The sequence below is a fragment of the Fibrobacterota bacterium genome, assembly GCA_019509785.1.
In the GTDB taxonomy this organism is placed as follows: domain Bacteria; phylum Fibrobacterota; class Fibrobacteria; order UBA11236; family UBA11236; genus Chersky-265.
Window position 1 is genome coordinate 1 of sequence record JAEKLQ010000062.1, and the last position, 21,476, is coordinate 21,476.

15 protein-coding genes are annotated in these 21,476 nt (G+C 62.3%); 10 read left to right on the forward strand and 5 right to left on the reverse strand.

Annotated elements, in window-relative coordinates:
- From JF616_18190 to JF616_18200, 3 genes are all read left to right on the forward strand, one after another.
- On the forward strand, positions 1-360 hold a 360-nt coding region (locus JF616_18190), incomplete at its 5' end, for a bifunctional (p)ppGpp synthetase/guanosine-3',5'-bis(diphosphate) 3'-pyrophosphohydrolase (protein ID MBW8889691.1).
- Between the two features lie 21 nt (positions 361-381).
- A complete protein-coding gene (locus JF616_18195; GenBank protein ID MBW8889692.1) occupies positions 382-891 on the forward strand; it encodes a DUF4388 domain-containing protein in 510 nt (169 codons plus the stop codon).
- Positions 892-895: 4 nt separating this feature from the next.
- Positions 896-1,507, forward strand: coding sequence for a hypothetical protein (locus JF616_18200; GenBank protein MBW8889693.1), 612 nt, complete (start codon positions 896-898; stop codon positions 1,505-1,507).
- Here the strand turns inward: JF616_18200 and JF616_18205 are convergent.
- Positions 1,487-2,470 (reverse strand): hypothetical protein, encoded by a 984-nt coding sequence (locus tag JF616_18205; protein ID MBW8889694.1) that lies wholly within the window; start codon positions 2,468-2,470, stop codon positions 1,487-1,489. The genes JF616_18200 and JF616_18205 overlap by 21 nt on opposite strands.
- 246 nt (positions 2,471-2,716) lie before the next feature.
- Here JF616_18205 and JF616_18210 point away from each other — a divergent pair, with 246 nt between their 5' ends.
- Both JF616_18210 and JF616_18215 read left to right on the forward strand, forming a co-directional pair.
- Positions 2,717-4,876: an elongation factor G gene (locus JF616_18210; GenBank protein ID MBW8889695.1), complete on the forward strand. Its 2,160-nt coding sequence runs from the start codon at positions 2,717-2,719 to the stop codon at positions 4,874-4,876.
- Between the two features lie 267 nt (positions 4,877-5,143).
- Positions 5,144-7,513 (forward strand): hypothetical protein, encoded by a 2,370-nt coding sequence (locus JF616_18215; GenBank protein ID MBW8889696.1) that lies wholly within the window; start codon positions 5,144-5,146, stop codon positions 7,511-7,513.
- Here JF616_18215 and asnB read toward each other — a convergent pair.
- Both asnB and JF616_18225 read right to left on the reverse strand, forming a co-directional pair.
- Positions 7,510-9,432 carry an asparagine synthase (glutamine-hydrolyzing) gene (asnB, locus tag JF616_18220; protein ID MBW8889697.1) on the reverse strand — a complete coding sequence of 641 codons (1,923 nt, stop codon included), beginning with the start codon at positions 9,430-9,432 and terminating at the stop codon, positions 7,510-7,512. The genes JF616_18215 and asnB overlap by 4 nt on opposite strands.
- 102 nt (positions 9,433-9,534) lie before the next feature.
- Positions 9,535-10,737 carry a toprim domain-containing protein gene (locus tag JF616_18225; GenBank protein MBW8889698.1) on the reverse strand — a complete coding sequence of 401 codons (1,203 nt, stop codon included), beginning with the start codon at positions 10,735-10,737 and terminating at the stop codon, positions 9,535-9,537.
- 25 nt (positions 10,738-10,762) lie between these two features.
- Here JF616_18225 and murB point away from each other — a divergent pair, with 25 nt between their 5' ends.
- From murB to JF616_18245, 4 genes are all read left to right on the forward strand, one after another.
- Positions 10,763-11,650: a UDP-N-acetylmuramate dehydrogenase gene (gene murB, locus JF616_18230; protein ID MBW8889699.1), complete on the forward strand. Its 888-nt coding sequence runs from the start codon at positions 10,763-10,765 to the stop codon at positions 11,648-11,650.
- A 7-nt stretch (positions 11,651-11,657) separates the two neighbouring features.
- Positions 11,658-12,530, forward strand: coding sequence for a glycosyltransferase family 2 protein (locus JF616_18235; GenBank protein ID MBW8889700.1), 873 nt, complete (start codon positions 11,658-11,660; stop codon positions 12,528-12,530).
- Positions 12,531-12,593: 63 nt separating this feature from the next.
- Positions 12,594-13,148, forward strand: coding sequence for a hypothetical protein (locus tag JF616_18240; protein MBW8889701.1), 555 nt, complete (start codon positions 12,594-12,596; stop codon positions 13,146-13,148).
- A 96-nt stretch (positions 13,149-13,244) separates the two neighbouring features.
- A complete protein-coding gene (locus JF616_18245) occupies positions 13,245-14,141 on the forward strand; it encodes a hypothetical protein (protein MBW8889702.1) in 897 nt (298 codons plus the stop codon).
- Positions 14,142-14,209: 68 nt separating this feature from the next.
- Here JF616_18245 and JF616_18250 read toward each other — a convergent pair whose 3' ends face one another.
- The gene (locus JF616_18250; protein ID MBW8889703.1) at positions 14,210-17,002 is read right to left on the reverse strand and encodes a hypothetical protein; all 2,793 of its coding nucleotides are present in this window, start codon (positions 17,000-17,002) and stop codon (positions 14,210-14,212) included.
- A 159-nt stretch (positions 17,003-17,161) separates the two neighbouring features.
- Entirely contained in the window at positions 17,162-17,422 is a 261-nt protein-coding gene (locus tag JF616_18255) for a hypothetical protein (GenBank protein ID MBW8889704.1), read from the reverse strand.
- 142 nt (positions 17,423-17,564) lie between these two features.
- Here JF616_18255 and treS point away from each other — a divergent pair, with 142 nt between their 5' ends.
- The gene (treS, locus tag JF616_18260) at positions 17,565-20,891 is read left to right on the forward strand and encodes a maltose alpha-D-glucosyltransferase (GenBank protein MBW8889705.1); all 3,327 of its coding nucleotides are present in this window, start codon (positions 17,565-17,567) and stop codon (positions 20,889-20,891) included.
- Positions 20,892-21,476 lie beyond the last annotated feature (585 nt).

The following is a 21,476-nucleotide window of genomic DNA, read 5'->3' on the forward strand; positions in this document are numbered from 1 at the left end:
TACGTGACTCGCGGCCGCGGGGTATCCATCCACCGCTCCAATTGCCCCGAAGGCATGCTGCTCATGAAGGATCAGGACCGCATCATTCCCGTGCAATGGAAGACCGAAGCGGGGCAGATTTTCGAAGTGGTGGTGGAGATCACGGGAAAAGACCGGCCGGATTTGCTGCGCGATATCACGGATTGCTTCTCCAAGTCCCGCATCAACGTACAGCGCGCCTCCATCGTGACGGTGCGGGATCAGGTTCGCAACCGCTTCCGCATCCAGGTCTCCGACCTGGAACAGCTGGACAAGACCATGGTGTTGTTACGAAAACTAAAGGGCATCGCTTCCGTTTCGCGGCGCCAATCGGGGTCTTGACGTGCGGAAGGGCCTCCGCGCATGATTTGGATCTGGGCGACCCTGGCGGCGACCTTGGCCGCCGCCGTGGGCGGCTTCCTCATCTGGCGCAGCACCCTCAATAAAGGGGAGCTGGCAGCGCTGGACATCTCCCTGGCCCGGCATATCACCGAACGGTTCCCGGCCGTACTGAAGCACGCCCCCGATCCCGCCTTGAAGGCGGCCAAGGCTGGCGCTGGCCTGCAGGGGAATCTGGCGCAGACCCCTCTGCATGACCTGCTGCAATACCTATCCTTGGGCCATAAATCGGGGATCCTCGAGGTGGCCAGCGGCCGGCGCACGGGCCGCATCGTGCTCAAGGACGGACGCGTGTACAAGGATTCCTACCGCGGCAAGGACGGGATGGAGGCCATGTTCATGATGCTGGATCTGGCGGAGGGGGATTTCGAGTTCTACGAGCAATCCCTCGAGGACTCCGTCTCTTTCTCGGGCCTGGAAGCGGTGGACATCATCATGCTGTGGATGGAACGCAAACCCAAGAAGAAGGCCTGAGCGCATGTTCGCCAACATCTTCATCAAGAACCGCCCCTTCTTCGGGAAAATGCGGAACCAGAACTATCAGCGGGCGCATGCCCTGTTCAAGAAACTGCAATCGCTGGCGAGGCAGAATCCCTTCCAACCCAAGGAGATGATCCGACATCTGGAGGAGTACATCGGCCAGCTGGAACTGACGAACCAGCATGCTTCGGACGCCATCCGCGGCCTCAAGCGGCGCAAGCTGGGCATGTACCGGGTGGACAAGGTGTTCGGCGTACTGGAAGAGGAGGTGGTGCTGACCTACTTCCTGGAGGAAATGATCAGCAGTTCCCGCTTCCTCAAGAAGAGGATGGAGACCGATCTCAAGATCAAGATCTACCGCGAGCGCATCAAGCGCTTCCAATCGCAGACCCCGGGCGGCAGCGGCTTCCTGGCCAACATCCTGGAATCGCTGGACGCCATGACCCAGGCGGAGTTCATCGAGATCGAGAAGCTGATCCAAATCATGGAAGAGCGTTACCGCATCGGCGACAAGTTGTTCGATATCATCCTGAACAAAGGCGCCAAGGCCGCCGAGGTTGCGCCCGCGCCCGCCGCCCCGGCGCCCCCGTCAGGGCCGGTAGGCGGATAGCATCGCTCCGGCATCGAGGACGGCCCGCCCGCCGGTTAGCTGATTCAGGAATACGAAGTTCCCGGGCCCCTCCAGGTAAGCCAACACGCCCGTATCCGGATCCCACTCCGGTCGGATGACGCTCGCGGCGGCTTCGTCGAATGCCTCACGGAAACCGCCTATGCCCGGCGGCTCCCAGCAAGGCGGAAGGCCCAGGCTTTCTTCCGATATTTGGCAAACCAACTGCGTGCCTTGGCCGTGCACGCGCACCTCCCGGGGGGAAACCAACCAGACGCTGTCCGAACCGGAGGGATCATCCACGGCGAATCCCCTCCACAGCGCGCTGTCCCCGTTGCCATGCCATTCCAGGATGGACGCCTCCAGGTTGCCGAAAGCGGCGTCCAACGCTTCCACCCGCCACGCTCCGGTCGCCAAGGACTCGAACTGTTCCAGGTTGCTATTAAACAAATGCACGGTTCCCGCCGTGTCCGCGTAGATGGCCCGGTACCCGTTGGCGGTGATGGCCGGCTTGGCCGTGTCCACGCAAGTGCCTGCGGGGCCGGAAAAGCCCGCCGGGTGCACGGAAACCGGCGTTCCCGAATCGCAGGCGAAGAACCACTCCGGGAATGTCGGGGCGGCGCTGACCGGTAAATCATCCAAGGTCCGTACTTGGCCCGTCTTCCGATCGAGGAGCGCGAATCCAATCTTGGGCCAGGGAGCCGTATCGGGCGGATTCACGACCTGCCAGGTCTCCAGTTGCAGAGCGATGGCCGAATCACCCAGCAGGGTGAAGTCGAGAATGCGATAGCCGGCATGGCCCGCGGCCAATCCCGAGGGGAAGATGCCGCATCCGGACAACAGGGTTAGGGCGCCGCCCAAAAGGGCCAAGGCGATTAGAGTCGCGGGCGCAAGCCCCGTTCTCGCTATGGACCAATTGGTCCTGACTATGGATTTTCTTATAGGAATCGCGAGTTTGGATTTCATGGCGCAGTCCGGCGAGCTCCTTGGAAATGTTACTTCCCTCGGGGAGGGCGGGCATGCGTCTCTTGGGACATTCGCGATTATTGCATCCGCATGTGCGGATTCTTGCGCCCGTGTGTCCGGATCCCCGCCATTCCGCATCCGGATTCCTCCGGATTTGCGCGGGTAGGCGTCCCACCCTTGGCCCTGGGCGCGAATTTTGCTAATTTGGTCGGCTCATTTTAAGCAACTTTACCTTGGAACATAGCCATGAGACCTCTCGATAACCTCCGGAATATCGGCATCAGCGCCCACATCGATTCGGGCAAAACCACCCTGACCGAGCGCATCCTGTTCTACACCGGCATGATCCACCAGATCCACGAGGTGAAGGGCAAGGACGGCGTAGGCGCGACCATGGATTCCATGGATCTGGAGCGCGAACGCGGCATCACCATCCAGTCGGCGGCGACCCGCGTGAAGTGGACCAAGACCCCGTACTATCTGGATCCCAAGGAAGCCGGCGGCACCCACATCAATATCATCGACACCCCCGGGCACGTGGATTTCACCATCGAGGTGGAACGCTCCCTGCGCGTGCTGGACGGCGCCATCCTGGTGTTGTGCGGCGTTTCGGGCGTGCAATCGCAGTCGATCACCGTGGATCGCCAGATGCGCCGGTATTCCGTTCCGCGCGTGGCCTTCATCAACAAGTTGGACCGGTCGGGCGCGAACCCGTACCGCGTCACCGAGCAGCTGCGCGAGAAGCTGAACCATAACGCCGTGATGGTGCAGATTCCCATCGGCGTGGAAGACAAGCATGCCGGCCTCGTCGACCTTCTGACCATGAAGGCCTATACCTTCCATGGCCCCAACGGCGAAGAGATCAAGGAAGTACCGATCCCGGACGACCTCCAGGCCACCGCCAAGGAACGCCGCACCATCATGCTGGACGCGCTGACCAACTTCTCCGATGAGCTGACCGAGCTCATCCTCGAGGACAAGGAAATCCCGCTCACCATGCTGAAGGACGTAATCCGCAAGGCCACCATCGAGATGAAGCTGACCCCCGTGTTCATGGGTTCGGCTTTCAAGAACAAGGGCGTTCAGCTCTTGCTCGACGGCGTGACCGATTTCCTGCCGTCGCCTTACGACGTGTCGAATTACGCCTTGGACATCACCACCAAGAGCGAAGAGAAGATCGAGATGTATTCGGACGCGACCAAGCCGTTCGTCGGCTACGCGTTCAAGCTCGAAGAAGGCCGTTTCGGCCAGCTGACCTACCTGCGCGTCTATCAGGGCCGCGTGGACAAGGGCAAGCCCATCTACAACATGTCGACCAAGAAGAAGCATAATGTGGGCCGCCTGGTCCGCATGCATGCCAATGAAATGGGCGAAATCCAGTCGGCGGAAGCCGGCGATATCGTGGCCCTTTTCGGCATCGATTGCGCGACGGGCACGACGTTCACCGATGGCACGTTGGAAGTCAATATGACCTCCATGCACGTGCCGAACGCGGTTATCGACTTGGTGATCGAAGCCAAGAACCGCGATCACTTGGCCAACCTCTCGAAGGCGCTCAACCGCTTCACGAAGGAAGATCCCACCTTCCGCGTGAAGCTGGACGAGGAGTCGGGCCAGACCATCATCTCGGGCATGGGCGAGTTGCATCTCGACGTGTACATCGAGCGCATGCGCCGCGAATACGGCGTGGAGCTTACGACCGGCCGCCCCCAGGTGGCTTATCGCGAGACCATCACCCAGCGCGCCGAGTTCAACTACTCGCATAAGAAGCAGACCGGCGGCTCGGGCCAGTACGCCCGCGTGGCCGGTTATATCGAACCGACCCAAGACACCGTGGACGAGGAAGGCCAGACCGTGCCGGCCCCGGACTACGAGTTCGTGGACGATATCGTGGGCGGCGTGATTCCCCGCGAATTCATCCCGTCTTGCGACAAGGGCTTCCAGGCCTGCTTGCCGAACGGTTCCATCATCGGATTCCCGATCGTGCGCGTGCGCGCGGCCATCAACGACGGCAACACCCATCCGGTGGATTCGTCGGATATCGCTTTCCAGCTGGCGGCCCGCGGCGGTTTCCGCGAGGCCTATGCCCGCGCCAAGCCCCAGATCCTCGAGCCCATCATGAAGCTCGAAGTATCGACGCCAACGGAGTTCCAGGGTTCGGTCATGGGCCAGGTGAACCAGAAGCGCGGCCTCATCACGGGATCCACCGAAGAAGCCAACTTCACCATCATCAACGCCGAAGTGCCGCTCTCCGAAATGTTCGGATACGCCACCGACCTGCGGTCGCTGACCCAGGGCAAGGCCGAGTTCACGATGGAATTCCTGAAATACGCCCCGGTGCCCAAGAACGTGGGCGAGGAGCTGATCAAGAAGTACGCGTCGAACGCCGGCAAGCGGCTGGAGTAAGGCGCGGCCCGCAAGGGCCGGAAAAGCCAAGACCTTGGCCCGCGGGAAACCTGGGGGCCGTGGGAAACGGAGGGACGGTCTTAGGACCGTCCCTTTTGCGTTTACGCCCTCCGATCGTACGCCGAAGCGTTGGATCGGGCCGTCCCGGTAATCGACCAATTTCCCTGCTGATTTGCAGCTTGGCGGCGCTACAATAACGATGGCCGTAGCGTCCTAAATCCAGCTCCGTTGGAATTGCCATGCGGTCGATTTACGAAAGGCATCCTCATGAAATTGCCCTTCTCTTCCCGGTCTACCGCATGGATGCTTTTCCTGTTGCCAGCTTCGATCGCCCAAGCCGCGACCCTGACCGTTTCCAAAGACGGACGCGGGGCTTTTACCACCGTCCAGGCCGCCGTGGATAGGGCCGGAAAGCGCGATATCGTCTTGATCCTCGATGCTGCCGTTTACCCGGAACAAGTCACGATCGACAGTACCAAGAACGGGCTGGAGTTGCGTTCCAGCGATCCCACCGCGACCGCCAAACCGACCATCCGCTACCAGGACGTCATCCATCAGCATCCCAAGACATGCCAAGAAGCCCTGAATGCGGCCACCATCGATTACGAGGAAAACGGCGCCCTCCGACTCATCGGGACTACGAACGTCAGCTTGGATGGCATCGCCGTGGATGGCGGAGGTCCGGCGCCTTTCTCTAACCCTAACGTCTGGGGCAACGGGGTTTCCTGTACGGGGACCCTCTATCCGCTTTTCCACGGCAACGCCGCCCTGGTCCTATCCCGGACTTCCCAAACCAGCGTCCGGGATTGCGCTTTCACCAACGCTTTTTTCGGCGTGTGGGTGCGTGACTACAACCTGATCGGGGCTTTTTCCGACTTCCCGCAAAACAGCGCCACGGCCTGGGCGCCCTCGCCGCCGGGATTCGCGGGAACGGGAGGGCATCTATTCGAGAACGACCTTTTCGCAAATAATTCCTTCGGAGCCGCCGGAGCCGAGCTGTATGGATTGCCTAGCACCTTCCGCAACAATTGGTTTTTCGCCAACGGACATACCACGCAGTCCACCGCGAAAGCGGTCTACCAAATGCCGGATGGCAGCAATTATCCCGGGGGCGCCTTCTACTTTTCCGGGGATTTGCTCTGCCCGTGGATCATCGAGCATAATACTTTTCAAAGCAATGCCATGATCTTCTGCGGCGGCTACCGGCCCAACGGGCCGCATCTGGCGCAGGCCAATTTGATCGGGCCGCCTTTGCGATACTCATCCTTGGACACTGTATTCGGCGCCCCTTTCCAGGAAACCTTTGGGCAGGTCTGGAAGGGCCTGCGGTGTAATCTGGTGGCGGGGCAAGTGATCCCTCCCGAAAAGTACGCTTGCAAGGTCCAGTTTTCCGCTTACGACAGCGTGGCCGCGAAGAACATCTCTGTTGATACCATTGTCGCCAATTGCGGTAATTTTCCGGTGATGTACTACATGCCCTATCCGGAAACCCGGTCCGATACGATCGGGCGGGATCTGGTTTCCGGGAACCGAACCTTCCACGTCGTGAAAACCATTCCGCGTGGCGGGCCCACGGCGCTGTTGTTGGACACCGCCTTCGGGGTCGAAGCCTCGCGGCTGATGGCCAACCACTGGTGGGAACCCAGCTTCGCGGGGATCGATCCCGCCGCAGCCGGATTCCTGGAACCGCAATGGCCCGCTTCGGTCCCTGCGGATCTGCGGCCGACCGATGCGCCTTATCGCAACGTGCGCGGCGAAACGGCCCTGCCCGGCCGCATTCCCTTGGCGGATCAAGCCGCTTCCGCCCTGCGCGTGATCCCGGTAGGGCCGGCGGTGGAAGTGGGGGGAGAGTTGGAGCTTTCCTTCGAGATCCAAGCCCCGGAAGCGACCTCGGACCTTCAGGTGGCGAATCTGGTTCCCGTGCAAATCAAATCCTTGATCACGGACGGTTTCGGTTACACGCGCAGGATAGCGGACTCCATGACGTTTTACCCGGCCTCTCTCCCCTCCGCGACCCTCCAGGCGGGATTCAACCGCATCCGCTTGGCGCGGCCTTGGTCGGCGGGCGGGATGGGGTTGGCGCAAATGCTGGTGCGAGGTAGGCTCTCCGACGGCAAGCCGGCTTACGGCAATTGGACCGCCTTCCCTTGCGGGATCATCCGGAAGGAGATCGGCATCTCTCTCGGGGGAACATCGGGGACCGGTCCCATGGACGCTCCCGCGAGCGGCAAGATGGAAATCGCTTTGACCCTACCGGCCAATCTGCCGGCGTCAACCAAGATCCTCCTGATCCGGCTTTCCGGACAGCCGATCTTGCGCGTTCCGACCTCCGGCGATCCGGTCACCTTGGGATGGATGAATTCCTCGGCGGATCCTATCCCGGTTCTTTTACCTGGCGATCCGGCCCAACTGCGTTACGATGGGGTGATCGCCATCAGCGATCCCCCAGGCTATACCGGACTGTCGCCTTTGCTGCGTTATCCCGGGGCCTTGGCCGGTGCGGCGCCCGCCAAGCCACGGTTTCGATCGGGGTCCCGCAGCGGCAGACTCGATGCCCTAGGCCGCCGGCTCCCGCCCTTCCGTCACCGGACGCCGTCCACGCCGGTCTTCGCGCCGCGGCAATCCGGCCGCCTTTAGCAAGGCGGCCTGCTTCCGGAAGCTTCGATGTAGCGCCGATGCCAGAGCGCGAAATTGTAGAGGTACCACAGGTGATACCCTTGCGAGCGCGCCGCATACCCTTCCACGGCGCGGAAATCGATCAGTCCGGTGCGCTTGCAGAACGCCCCTAATTCCTCCCGCATCGTATTCCCAAGGCGCCGCAGGGCCCATTCATCCATAGGCCTACCCGTCTTCGGCATTTTCCGGTCGAGAATCCCGTCGGGAACCAGGCCGCGGAGAGAGGACTTGAGCAGGGATTTCAGTTCGCCTCCCGAGGCCTTCAGCCCGGCCGGAATCCCCATCGCGAACTCCACGAACTTGTGGTCGAGAAAAGGCAGGCGCGCCTCCAGACCCGCGCCCAGGCCCATCTTGTCCACCCGCATGAGCAGTAGTTCCGGCACGCGAAGGTTGAGATCGAGGTAACTCATCCAATTGATGGGCGCGGTATCCCAAGCCTTAGCCAGGAAACGTTCGTGGATAGGGCGCAGCACCTCCCAAGAGGTGAGTCCCGCGAATTTGGAATTCAGCCGTGGCCCGAGCAGGCGCATCTTTTCGGCTTGGCCGAATTTATCCTCGCCTCCCCAGAAAACCGGCAAGCCTTCGGCGCCGCGCCGCAACCATTCGGTATAGTCGGCGTTCCCCTTGCCCAGCAAGCGCAAGGCGGAAATACCCAACCCTTTCAGGGCGCGCGGCACCGGCCAAGCGTCCAGGCGCTGTAGTCGCAGCGCGCGCTTCCAGGACGGATAGCTACAGAAGAGTTCATCGGCCCCTTCGCCTATTTGGCAAACCGCGACGCCGTTGTCCCGGGCCAGCTTGCCGGCGTAATACAGCAGCGCGCACATCGGGTCGGCGATAGGTTCGTCTTGCAGCCGTGTCAAGGCGGGCACGAAATCGATCAGATCCTCCACGGACAAAAAGCGTTCGTGGTAGCGTGCTCCCGCTTGTTCCGCCATGCAGCGGGCATAGCCGGTTTCGTCGCTATAGGAACTGTTTTCCCCATGGAACCCGATGGTAAAGGCCCGCATCGCGCGCTCTTCGCCCTCGGAAAACAGCGCCGCGTTGGCGCCGGAATCCACCCCTCCCGAAAGCATTACGCCCACGGGCGCATCGCCTTCCTTTTGCGCGCGCACCGCATCGCGCAGGTGCTCCAGAAGGCGGCGGCGGATCTCTTCGACCGGCGTTCCCGTCAAAGGTTTCGCATGGTCCCATACGTCCCAATATCGCCGTTCGATGATTTGGCCGTCTTCCCGGATGCGCAACCAGGTCCCGGGCGGAAGCTTACGGATCCCTTCGAAGAAGGTTTCGGGAGCCGGGGAAGCCTGGAAACTCAGGTAATGGAAAAACGCCGTTTCGTTCAGGGCCCGCGGCTGTCCCGGATCCTCCAGCAGGGCTTTGATCTCCGAGGCGAAATTGAGACGGCCATGGTGGAGGCTATAGTACAGGGGCTTGATGCCGATCCGGTCCCGGACCAGCCACAGTTCGCGTGAGCGTCCGTCCCAGAGAGCCATAGCGAAGGCGCCGCGGAATCGGTGGAGGCATTCGATCCCCCATTGCTCGAAGGCGCGCAGGATGACTTCCCGATCGCCCCGATCGGTTTTCCAGCGGTGGCCGCCGAGGGCGATGAGTTCCTGTCGGATATCGGCATGGTTGTAGATCTCGCCGTTGCAGGCCAGGCAAATCGATCCGTCCTCGCTGCGCACCGGTTGCCCAACGCCGGCGGAAAGACCGATTCCGGGCGGGCCGTTATGGGCCATCCCGATCATCCCGTCCGGCGCGATCCAATCGGCTCCGTCGTCGGGACCTTGGCGGGGCATGGCACCGCGCATGTGCGCAAGATGCGCATGCGTAACCCGGAAGCTACCTGATGCGAAAGCGAGGGACCCGGAGATGCCGCCCATGGCTCAGGTTTTCCCGGTCGGGGAGGGCAGCGCGGGCATCAGGATAGTTTAACAAATATCCGCGGGGAACCAGGAAAAATTGTCTAAATGGAAGGAAGGGATTCAACCCTTCCGGAACCATTCGTTCAGGTCCTTCCCCGTCGGCGGGGCCAGCCGCCTGGCTTCGATGCCCATCGCCGTCAGCCGTTCGATGGCCTTGGCCGCCCCCGTGTCCCCGGGACCGTCGGGATCGAAGGCCACGTGCACGGACTTATTCCGGAAGAGCGGCGCCCAGGCGGCCTTGAAGTTGGCGGCTCCCGGCACGCCCACCGAGGGAAAGCCTTGCTCAAGCAGGGTGAGCGTATCGATGACCCCTTCGCACAGGTAGATCTGCCCCGGTTCCCCGTCGAGCAAGCGCGAGTTGTAGGGCAGGGGAATATGGCCCGCCAGGGAAAGTTCCTTCGGCATGGGGCTCCTAGTCCCCGCACCCATCGCACCTTGGCCTTTGACCCCCGAGCCTTTCGGACCCGGTCCCTTGGATCCCGCCGCATCGGTTTCGATGGCGCGGGCCTGCATGTACACCGCGCGTCCGGTGATGTCGTAATAGGGGAAGAGCAGCACGTGCCGGTAGAAGCGCAAATGGCCGGCCGCATTGAAGAACCCCATGCGCACCAGATCGTCGAGGCCGAAAGCGGCTTCGAGCTTACGGCTGATAGCCGCGTAATCGTCGATCATGCGCAGACGCTGGGCGTCCCAGGTCCGTTTGAAAATGCGGCGTTTGGCCAGATAGCGGCCCGCCGCGCCGCCCACCGGGGCGCAGGCTTCGAGCAAGGCGGCCAGGATGCGCTGCCGCAAGGCTTCCGCCTCCGCCTCTTCGGTTTCCGTCGGCAACGCGGAGGGCGATAGGACCTCGGAGGGGGACCTGGACAACGGCGGAATCGAAGCAGGTAAGCCGGAGGACGGTAACGCGGATGGTACCTGGACCGGGGATTGCCCGGTGCCCGGTGTAGGCTGGACGGGAGAAGGCCGCGATGACGGGGAAGAAGGGGATGGTGCGGCGCCTAGGAAGGCTAGCGCATCCTTGAAGGAACAACCGCGCGCCAACTTGACCAGATCGATGACGTCGCCCTTCACGTCCGGGCAGACCCAGCATTTGAATTGGTCCCGGTCCGTCCATATGGAGACCGAAGGGGTACGATCGCCGTTGGCATGGTTCTCGGGCCTGAGGCAGCGGATGCGCCCATGCTGGACGGGGATGCCCAGATCGCGTAGCACGTCCAGGATGGGGTGGGCGGCCTTTACGGCCTCGATGTCCGCCTTGGCCATGATGCCCTAAAGGTATATTTGTGCGATGCCTCTCGCCCTTCGCGAAAACGTCCCCCTGGCTCCCCTCATCTCCTTCAAGGTCGGAGGCCCGGCCCGATGGTTCTGCGAGCCCGCCACCGCATCCGAATTCGCCGAGGCCATGGCTTGGGCCAAGCAGCGCGGCCTCGAGACATTCATCCTGGGCAAAGGCACTAATCTGGTCTTTTCGGACCGGGGATTCCCGGGCCTGGTCCTTTATACGGGGCGCTCTTTCACCCATATCGAGTGGAACGGGAACCATGTGATGGCCCAAGCCGGTGCGCTTCTGCATACCGTGGTCATCCAGGCGGTCGCGAAAGGCATGGACGGCATCCAGCACTTGGCCGGGATCCCGGGGACCATGGGCGGAGGGACCTATATCAACGCCGGCGCGTTCGGCCAGGAGTTGAAGGACGTCATCGTCAAGGTCGTTTCCACCACCCGGGACGGGACGCTCGTGACCCGCAGTAATGCGGAATGCGGTTTCGCCTACCGGCATTCGATCTTCTTCGGCCTGGACGAGATCATCCTGGGGACGGAACTGGCCTTGGTGCCGGGGGATGGGGAAAGCTTGAAAGCGGAGATGCATGAGACCCTGCGCAAGCGCAAGGAGAAGCAACCCTTGCAACTACCAAACGCAGGCAGCATGTTCAAACGGCCGCCAGGGCAATTCGCCGGGGTCCTCATCGAACAAGCGGGCCTCAAGGGCTTACGCATCGGCGGGGCCATGATCTCCGAGAAGCACGCCAACTTCACCGTCAATGCCGGCGGGGCCACCGCCCAGGACATCCACGACCTCTCTTCCGAGGTGATCCGCCGCGTCCGCGAGCAGAGCGGCACGACCTTGGAGCGCGAGGTCATCTTCATCGGCGAATTCCTGCCCTGGCCCCGGTAGCCGTCCCATGGCCCCCGACGTTTCCGTCATCATCCCCACCTTCGATCGCGCCGCCCTCCTGCCGCGGGCCCTCGCATCGGCGCTGTCGCAAATCGGCCCTTCCCTCGAGGTGATCGTCGCCGACGACGGATCCGCCGACGCCACGGCCGAGGTTCTCGCCGGATTCTCTTCCGATCCCCGCCTACGGGTATTGTCATTGGCCCATGGAGGCGTCTGCCGCGCCCGCAACGCCGCGGTCGCCGAGGCGCGCGCCCCCCTCCTCGCCTTCCTCGATTCCGACGACGAATGGTTGCCCGGAAAATTAGAGGTCCAATGCGCCCTGTTGCGGAAAACAGGCCTGGCCATCTGCCAAACGGAGGAGATCTGGATCCGCAACGGCGTGCGCGTCAATCCGCCCTCCCATTACGTGAAGCGCGACGGCGACCTTTACGACCTGTCCTTAAGGCATTGCCTGATCACCCCGTCGTCGGTGATGATGACCCGCGACTTATATGCGAACGCCGGGGGATTCGATCCCGATTTCCCGGCCTGCGAGGATTTCGAGTTCTGGCTGCGCATCGTCCCGTACCATCAAGTCGGGCTTATCCCCAAGCCGTACCTGGTGCGCTACGGTGGCCATGCCGACCAGTTATCCACGCGTTACCCCGCCCAGGACCGCTTCCGAATCCGCGCGATAGCATTACTATTGGAACGGAATAACCTGGGACCGGAACGGCGCGCCCGGGCGCTGGAGGCCTTGGAGGAAAAATTGGGGATTTATGAGGCAGGCTGCCGCAAACGCGGGAATGGGGAAGGATTGGCTTGGGGCGCGGCCATCCGCACCGCCATCGGCGGCATTGCTACTAATGGCACCGGCACGATTCCCGGCGTAACCCCTTGATTCCTAAGGCTTGCCAAGGGCTTCCGCAATTGTTCTTTTGGTCTGCCTCTCGAAGGAGTCGACATGAGCAAGAAGCATTTTTTCCTCTTCGATTTCCTGCTTCCCCTGGCCGGCATCGTTTCCATCGGCCGCTTCCTGGCCCAGCGCTTCGACGGCGCCCTGTTCCATCGCGTCGACACCATGCGCGCCTTCGGGATCGGATTCTGGTTCGCCCATAGCGATCTACGCGCCACCCTATGGGACTATTCCTGGATCGTCTTCGCCTTCATCCCCGCGGCCATCTGGCTGGTGTGGTGCCGCATCAATCTCGAACATGATTACTTGCAGAACCGCCGCAGGCTCGATAGGCCCATCTTCAAATTCTTCCAGGCCCTATTAGGTTGGATCGAAGGCGGAAAAGGTCCGGGCCAAGGGCCTGACGGCCTGATGCCGATCGGACAAGGGCCGGCTTTCCAAGGGCTGGGCGGCGCTAACCGGTCCGGTTCGGATTTGGAAAAGCGCCTCGCGCAATCCCATGATCATATCCATCGTCTCGAAGCCGAGTTGGCCGCCTTGCGCGCCCAATCCCAATCCGAATGGCCCGATGACGTAATGCCGCCGGCCCGCCGCCAAGGCTGAACGGCCTTCCCTCTTTCCGGCCTCCGTTTATCCAGCGCCCCGATTCGGGGCCGTTGCCCTGGCAATTCCCGCCCGATTTCACTAATGTAAAGACCCATGTCCTTATCCATACAAGCAATCGAATTCGACGGCCTGGAAGCGATCGAAATCCTCACTTCCAAAGCCCGCATGATCATCGTCACCGCCCTCGGTCCCCGCATCGCCTGGTTCGGGACCCGCAAGGGCCGCAACCTTTTGTTCTGGGATTACGATCGCAAATACAAGCGCGGCGCCTGGCAATTGCTCGGCGGCCATCGCGTATGGGCCATGCGCCCCCTGGGCGACGAGTCCGAAGAGACCTATGCCGACGACAACGGCGCTTGCAGCGTGCGCGTCAGCGCCCGCGCGGTCGAGGTCCGGGGCGCGGCCCATCCCGCCTTCAAGATCGCCAAGACCATCAGCGTGAAGGTCCTGGCGGACGATACCTTCATCATCGATGACCGTCTCACCAACTCCTCCGAGATGATCTGGTCGGGCGGCGTTTGGGGCCTCACTTGCACCTTGCCCAAGTCCAATACCCGCTATGGCATCCCCCTGGGCCGCGAAGGCGAGTGGGATATGTTCGTGGTCGGCTACCCCAAGCGCTGGGGCGGCGGGCAGACCGCGCGCGTGGACGATTCCGCCGTGCGCATGACCGAGGATTGCATGCTCATCTCCGGCAAGGGCCGCATCAGCAAACGCATGGTCCAGGCGCCGCAGGGCGTGATCGGCATGACCGATCCCGGCGAGAAGATCAGCTTCATCAAGCATTGCGAGTACGCCGACGGGGCCATGTACCCGATGGGCTGCAACGTGGCCTTCTACGCGGGCAAGAACAACTTCATGGTGGAAATGGAATTCATGGGCGGATGCCAGAGCGTACTGCCGGGCCAGACCCTGGGCATGCGCGAGACCTGGATGTTGCGTAAGCCGGTGGATTGGGCGCGCCTGAAGGGCCCGCTCCCGCTGAAGTAGCTCGGGGGGGGCGCGCCGGCCCGGCCGGCGGGGCCGACGACCGCCGTAACCGGAACGTTACCCTGCATTCACAAGGATATGTCCACGGCCCAGGCCGGCTCGCGGCTGAAGTCCATGGCATCGAAGCGCAGGAAGGCCGACCAGAAGGCGGGATGGCCCGAAAAGGCCAAGGTCTTGAGGGAAAGGCCGAAGCCGACTTCCCGCGAGGTCGCCCATTGGATCATGCTTCCGAATCCGTCGATGCGGGGAGAAAGTCCCGGGGCCGGATCCCAGGGCCCGGTAGCGAAGGCCCCCGATCGTTCCCGGCCCTGTGCGGATAAACCGCTTGGAGTGCCCGGGCCTTGATCCTTGAAGCGGGCCATCTCGCGGTATTCCAGGGTGGGGTAGACCTTGTCCAGGTACAATCCGGCCCCGCCGCGCGTCCCGAGCTGCATCCCTAAGGGAACGGCCACATAGGCATGCGCTCCGCCGTACAGCCAACGCTTGGTCGTATCCGCGAACTCCTCCGTATGGTACAGGCTTCCGTCCAGGAACAGGATGCGGGCCATGCTGGCGTATAGGGTGGCTCCCGCGTCCGCGCTCCATTCGGGCACTCGCGGACCGACCCGGGGCGGCATCCCGCCTTGGGCGAAGGCGGTAATCCCTTTCACGATCCCATCCGTCCCATCCTGCAGATCATGGAAATCCAACCTGCCGCGGAAGCCGAGAAAGCGATCGGAGCTATGGCTCCCTCCCAACCCGTCTTCGGCGAAATCCTGCTCCATCAGCCCCAGGCCCGAGACCATCCAATATTGGGTCAGCCGAAGGTCCGCCCCCAGGTAGGCGGAGAGCTCCGACTGCCAATAGGTCGTCTTGAGGGTATCCGAGGTAAAGTCGGGGAAATCGAAAGCCTGGTACGATCCGCCCGCTACGATCACCGGCAGGAAAGCGCGGACGCGCAGGTCCAGATCGGTCCGATCGAGATGCATCGGGCCCTCGTACCCCAACGGCTGCGAAAGGCCGAGATGGGCCTGCATGTCCATGACCCCGTTGGGGTTGGTCCAATACAGCCCTACGATACCCAAGGCCCGGCTGCCGGCCGCGGCGGAAACGGTGTGTATCGTCCCTTCGCTATCGAGATCGGTTTCGCGGAATCCGCCCTGGCGTTCGATGCCCAGGGACAGGTCGTAGCCCAGGAGCGACAGGCGGGAATGGTCATAGGAATCGGCCTCGAATTCGACCTGCTTCGGCGCGGACCATCCCGGCGTGGACAGCTCCACGAAGAAGGGCGGGGGCTGACCGAGGGCCGGCGCGCGGGCCAGGCGGAAACCGGCGGGGCCGTAGGCCGAAACCCATAGTCCGTTCCGGGCGGGGAAGGGATGGAAGACGCCTCCGTCGGCATGGGTCAGGCGCGTAACCGTTCCTTCCGCCAAGGCGTAGGCATCGAATGCGCCCGCGTAGTCGGCGGAAAAGTAAAGCGTATCGCCGCTCCAATGCGGATCGACCTCGTCCTGCGGCGAATCGGCCAAAGGCGTGAGCTCAAGCGATGCCAGATCCAACTCGCGGATATCATTGCCGAAGCCGGAAGTGGTTCCCAGGGTTAATGAACCGGCGGTCCGGCCGGGCGCCAGATCGGTGATCTCGATGCTGTCCGGCGCCGCGTATACCGTGGTCCAACCGGTCGCCTCGATGCGCACGATGCTGGTGCGGCCGCTTTGGTTGCGAAGGCCGTACACCTTGCCTCCCGCGCCGCAGCCCCGGATCAATCTCGCGCCCGAAGTCAATTTCCGGATGTCCGCGGTTTTCAAATCGTAGCCATATAATTCGGAGAGTTGATCCCCTTGCGAGTAGGCATAACGGGTGGCGGTGAAGTAAGCCATGCCTCCCGCCAAATCCAGGCTTATCGAAGAGGCGTACCGGAACAATTTATCGGCATGGCCCTTGGGATCGCCGAGGAACAAATCGTCATCCCCGTTATCATTGTCGCGCGACGACAAGTAGAGATACCGCCCATCGCCCAACGGCGTAGGAAAGGTCTCGACCGCGTAGGGCCCGGCCGGCGCGGGCAGGACGTAAGTCCCGTCCCCGGCGGGATCGTAATGGGACTGGGCCTCCAGGCCCTTGCGCCATTCGCCGTAGAGATCGGCCAGGTCCTTCCCGAAAGCCTCCTTGAAGGCGCTACGCCAGCCCGATCGATTGGCGGCTTCGAGGTAATGGTTCAGGGTTCCCGGACCGTAGGTGGACGCGAGCCAGGAAACCAGGGCAAAGCCCTGGGCGTAGATCATCTCGTTGCGGCGCGAATCCCAGGCGAAGCCCTTCAGCTCGGCGGGGCTCAGCAATTGCCCCGAAGCGGCCGCCACCCGCAGTTCCATGCGCCTGCGGTTGTCCAGCGTATCGAAGCCGCACATGGTGGCCGCGTACTGCGCCAACCCCTCGGCCAGCCAGGGCGGGACGCGTCCCCATTCCCATTGCAATTGCTCTTCGAAGCGCGAAGGCCCGCGCCCGAACCAGGCATGGAAAAGGCTCCAGCCCAGGAAGCGCGAGTCCTCGCCCATCTTGCGCAAGGTGAACACGTGGCCGATCTCGTGGGACATCACGTTGGGAAGCCAACGCGTGCGGCCCCGCAAGGCGAACTCGGCCGAACGCATATAGATGACCACCCATTCCTGCGGCGCGTATGCCGAACCATTGGCGTAATCCTGCTCGTCCAGGAACACCATCTGGATGCGCCCCGGCGGTTGGAACTCGAAGACGCGCGCTTCCTTGGCCCAGCATGATTCCGCCAAGGCCGCCAATTGCGGCAGGATCTCGCTTTTGGACGCGTCGATGGTCAGGGAGAAATGATCGCTGAACCCCGTGACGCGCGGGATACCCGGGCGCAAAGCGGACGCCGGCGCGGCCGCCAAGAGGGATAGGGCAAGGGTCGAAAAGGCTAGGAACGGTCGCGGGTGAAGCAAGACCCAATCTTAGCAACGCTTAGGGGCCGGGCGCAAGGTGGACGCAGGCGCGGACCGCGCCTGGAATCCGCGTATCATCCGGCTTCAATTTTCCTTGAGGACTTGGAATCCGGCTTCCGCTTCGGTCAGGTCGACCTTCTTGCGGTCCAGGCGCACGGCCACCCAATTCCCCTGCCGACGCTCCACTTCCATGATGACCGCCTTGAAAGGGCCGGAGCCTCCCCCGGCTCCATACCGGAAGCGCGTGCCTTCCCATCTTTCCGACGGCACGCCTTTGCCTTTCAGGTAGTCTTCCGCCAAGCGCGCCAGATCGGCGGGCTGGAAATGATCGCAATCGCCTTGCATGGGTCCTCCGGATGGAAAGATATCAACGATTCAGCCAATGCCGCAAACCATCCGCCCCCGTAAACGACCTTCTCTCGACATTATTCCTCTAGCCCGGCCCAAACTATATCTTCAGGATAAGACGAGGGCCGGAGGAGGCAGTATGGCGGACGCGAACCCGGATCACGGCGACAAACCCCTTTGGTACCGTGAAGCGGTCATCTACCAGGCCCATGTGAAAAGCTTCCAGGACAGCAACGGGGACGGCGTGGGCGATTTCCCCGGCCTCACCCGCCGCCTGGGATACCTCGCCGACTTGGGGGTCACCGCCCTCTGGATCCTCCCCTTCTATCCCTCGCCCCTCCGCGACGACGGCTACGACATCGCCGATTATACCGGGGTCAATCCCGCCTACGGCACCCTCGACGATTTCAAAGCCTTCCTGGACGACGCCCACCGCCGCGGCATCCGCGTCATCACGGAGTTGGTGATGAACCATACCAGCGACCAACATCCCTGGTTCCAACGCGCGCGCCGCGCGCCGCCCGGCAGCCCCGAACGCGATTTCTACGTGTGGAACGAAACCCCGGACAAGTACCGGGAAGCCCGCATCATCTTCAAGGACTTCGAGTCCAGCAACTGGACCTGGGACCCGCTGGCCAAGGCCTATTATTGGCACCGCTTCTATTCGCATCAGCCCGATCTCAATTTCGAGAATCCCGCTGTCGAGAAAGCCATGCTGGAAGTGCTGGACTTCTGGATGGACATGGGCGTGGACGGCTTGCGCCTGGACGCCGTGCCCTACCTGTTCGAAGCCGAAGGCACCAACTGCGAGAACCTGCCCGCCACCCATGCCATTCTGAGGCGCGTGCACGCGCATATCCTGGAACGCTACGGCGCCGAACGCATGCTCCTGGCCGAAGCCAACCAATGGCCCGAGGACGCGGTTTCCTATTTCGGCAAGGGCGACGAATGCCAAATGGCTTTCCACTTCCCCTTGATGCCGCGCATGTTCATGGCCCTGCGCATGGAAGAACGCTTCCCCATCACCGACATCCTGGAGCAAACCCCGGACATCCCCGGCAATTGCCAATGGGCCCTCTTCCTGCGCAACCACGATGAGCTCACCTTGGAAATGGTCACCGACGAGGAGCGCGACTACATGTACCGCACCTACGCGCGCGACAAGGAGGCCCGCATCAACCTGGGCATCCGCCGCCGCCTGGCGCCGCTGGTGGACAATGATCGGCGCCGCATCGAACTCCTGCACATCCTGCTCTTCTCCATGCCCGGCACCCCGGTATTCTATTACGGCGACGAAATCGGCATGGGCGACAACATTTTCCTGGGCGACCGCAACGGGGTCCGCACTCCCATGCAATGGAGCCCCGATCGCAACGGCGGCTTCTCCTCCGCCCATCCCCAGCGCCTTTACCTTCCCCTCATCCTCGATCCCGACCATCATTACGAGTCCGTGAACGTCGAGAACCAGGAACGCAATCCCTATTCGCTCCTCTGGTGGATGCGCCGCCGCCTGGAGCTTCGCCGCCGATTCCCGGTCTTCGGATCCGGCAAGCTGGAGTTCCTGCACCCGGACAATCCCAAGGTGTTCGCTTTCCTGCGCCGCCATGGCAAAGGGGGCGTCGGCGCCGACGTCCCGGACGGCGACGTGGTCCTGGTCGTGGCCAACCTTTCCGCATCGCCTCAAACCACCACGCTCGATCTCTCCGCCCTCATAGGCCGCACCGTGGAAGAGCTCTCCAGTCTGTCTACCTTTCCGCCCATCGCCGAAGGCGCCTACCCGATCATGCTCGGGCCCTACGGCTATTATTGGCTGCTGCTCAAGCCCGTGCGACCCTTCGCGGGCGTCAGCACCCGGCCGGAAAGGATCCTCAGGATGAAGCAGTCCGACTGGGCCGAAGTGCTGCAAGGTCAAGGCAAGGAAGCCTTAGAGCGGGAAATCCTCCCGGCCTGGCTGCCCACCCGCCGCTGGTTCGGAGGCAAGGGCCGCAGTATCGTAAGCGCCGCGGTTATGGATCGCGTTTTCCCGCCGGGCGCGGGCGACCCCGGCGCCGGGAACGCGACCGGCGCCGACTGGGCCCTGGCCTTCATCCGCGTGGATTACGCCGACGGGCCTCCCGAAGGCTATCTGCTGCCCCTGGCGCGGGCCCAGGGCCAAGCCGCCGAGGAAGTGCGCCGCGAGCATGCCGGCGCCATCCTAACCGAGCTCGCCGACGGCGCCGTATCCGTCCTCTACGAAGGCATCTACCATGGCGGCTTCCGCGCCGCCATGCGCCGCATGATCGCCGGGAACTACTCCTGGCACGGCCTCACGGGCATCCTGCGCGGCCATTCCCGCCAGGAAGCCTTCGCCGGCCTGGAACCGGACGACGAAACCTCCCGCGTCCTCTCCGCCGAGCAGAGCAACAGCTCCGTCATTTTCCCCGGTCGGCACTTTGTGAAGTTCCTGCGCCGCCTGGAAGAAGGGGAAAACCCCGATCTCGAGCTCCTCCGCTTTTTCGAAGAGCACACCAACTTCCGCCGCGTGCCTCCCTACGCCGGCCATCTGGAATTCGCGTCGGGAGCGGGCGGCACCTATACCTTGGCCATCGCCGAAGGCCTCATCGAGAACCAGGGCGACGCCTGGTCCTTCGCCCTCAAGTTGGCCGCCGATCATTTGCGCCGCGTCCTCAAGCCCGGCGCCCCCGCTTCGGATGAGGCTTCGGTAAACGCCCTGGACGCGCGCGCGGCCAATTTCGCCGGGCTCCTGGGCCATCGTACCGCCGAGATGCACCTGGCCCTGGCTTCACGCTCCGATCTCCCCACCTTCGCTCCCGAGCCCTTCTCGCGCCTGTATCAACGATCGCTCTACCAAAGCATGCGCAATCAAGCGGCCCGCATCTTCGAGCGCTTATCCAAAGGCTTGTCCCGCCTGCCCCGGGAGCGCGCCGAACTGGGCCGGCGCGTTTTGGAGGCCCGCCCCAAGGTGATGGCCGCCTACGCGGGCCTGTTGGACCACTTGATTCCTACGGTTAAGATCCGCGTGCATGGGGACTACCATCTGGGCCAAGTGCTCATGACCGGGGACGACGTGCTCATCCTCGACTTTGAAGGCGAGCCCGCCCGCTCGCTCTCGGAACGGAAGCTGAAACGTTCGCCCTGGAAGGACGTAGCCGGCATGTTACGCTCCTTCCACTACGCCGTCCATTCCGCCTGGCCGAAGGAGGAAGCCCAAGGCCCCGAAGCCAAGGCTATGGCCGAAGCCCGCGCGGAGAAATGGCCCCAGGCGATGGCGGAGGTTTTCGTGCAGGCCTATCTGGAGACCGCAAAGGACGCGTCCTTCATACCCGTAGGAGCGGATAGGGATATCCTGCTTAAGGCGTACCTGATGGAAAAAGCCGTGTATGAATTGGGCTACGAGCTGAATAACCGGCCGGATTGGGCCCACATCCCCATGGCGGGGATATTGAGGTTGGCGGAGGGCCCTTAGGTCCGTGTCCGTTTCCCCCGGCGACCGGAGAGGAAAACCATAATAAGTGATTACTTTTAACTTCGGTTATCCCGTAAATTATTTTGGAGCGCCTGGCATAAATGAAAATCCCGGTATCGGCGGTACTCTTTACCTTGCTATGGAACGGCTGCCTTTTTAGCCAGGATTCGAAAGAGAACGCGATGGACGGGGAATGGAAAACGGTTTCCTATACCGGTCGGTACTTCGAGAACAATGACACGTCGGCTTCGAGGGCCCTGACTGATCAGGAATGGAAGATCATTAATCATGATCCCGAATGGTATTCGAATATCCGGTTTTTCGAATTCGAGAATTCCACGTTTCATATGGGGCAAATCGATAGTACGGATTCCGCCTCGAGCAAGGTTAAGAGTCTCAATGGGGATTACAGGATTTATGATACCGGTCTGTTCCTGAATTTTCACGAATATCCCGATGGTTCCGTATCCTCCGAGACCTACCCGGTAGAACTCAAATCGGATTCCATAAGCATTTTCCTCTGTTACGTGAGTTTTTCGGATTCTTCTTCGAGTATCTATGCGCGCTTTTACGGTAAATGTCCTC

Coding starts and splice junctions, on each gene's coding strand:
- JF616_18195 (MBW8889692.1), top strand. CDS start 382: ATGATTTGGATCTGGGCGACCCTGGCGGCGACCTTGGCCGCCGCCGTG.
- JF616_18200 (MBW8889693.1), top strand. CDS start 896: ATGTTCGCCAACATCTTCATCAAGAACCGCCCCTTCTTCGGGAAAATG.
- JF616_18205 (MBW8889694.1), bottom strand. CDS start 2,470: ATGAAATCCAAACTCGCGATTCCTATAAGAAAATCCATAGTCAGGACC.
- JF616_18210 (MBW8889695.1), top strand. CDS start 2,717: ATGAGACCTCTCGATAACCTCCGGAATATCGGCATCAGCGCCCACATC.
- JF616_18215 (MBW8889696.1), top strand. CDS start 5,144: ATGAAATTGCCCTTCTCTTCCCGGTCTACCGCATGGATGCTTTTCCTG.
- asnB (MBW8889697.1), bottom strand. CDS start 9,432: ATGGGCGGCATCTCCGGGTCCCTCGCTTTCGCATCAGGTAGCTTCCGG.
- JF616_18225 (MBW8889698.1), bottom strand. CDS start 10,737: ATGGCCAAGGCGGACATCGAGGCCGTAAAGGCCGCCCACCCCATCCTG.
- murB (MBW8889699.1), top strand. CDS start 10,763: ATGCCTCTCGCCCTTCGCGAAAACGTCCCCCTGGCTCCCCTCATCTCC.
- JF616_18235 (MBW8889700.1), top strand. CDS start 11,658: ATGGCCCCCGACGTTTCCGTCATCATCCCCACCTTCGATCGCGCCGCC.
- JF616_18240 (MBW8889701.1), top strand. CDS start 12,594: ATGAGCAAGAAGCATTTTTTCCTCTTCGATTTCCTGCTTCCCCTGGCC.
- JF616_18245 (MBW8889702.1), top strand. CDS start 13,245: ATGTCCTTATCCATACAAGCAATCGAATTCGACGGCCTGGAAGCGATC.
- JF616_18255 (MBW8889704.1), bottom strand. CDS start 17,422: ATGCAAGGCGATTGCGATCATTTCCAGCCCGCCGATCTGGCGCGCTTG.
- treS (MBW8889705.1), top strand. CDS start 17,565: ATGGCGGACGCGAACCCGGATCACGGCGACAAACCCCTTTGGTACCGT.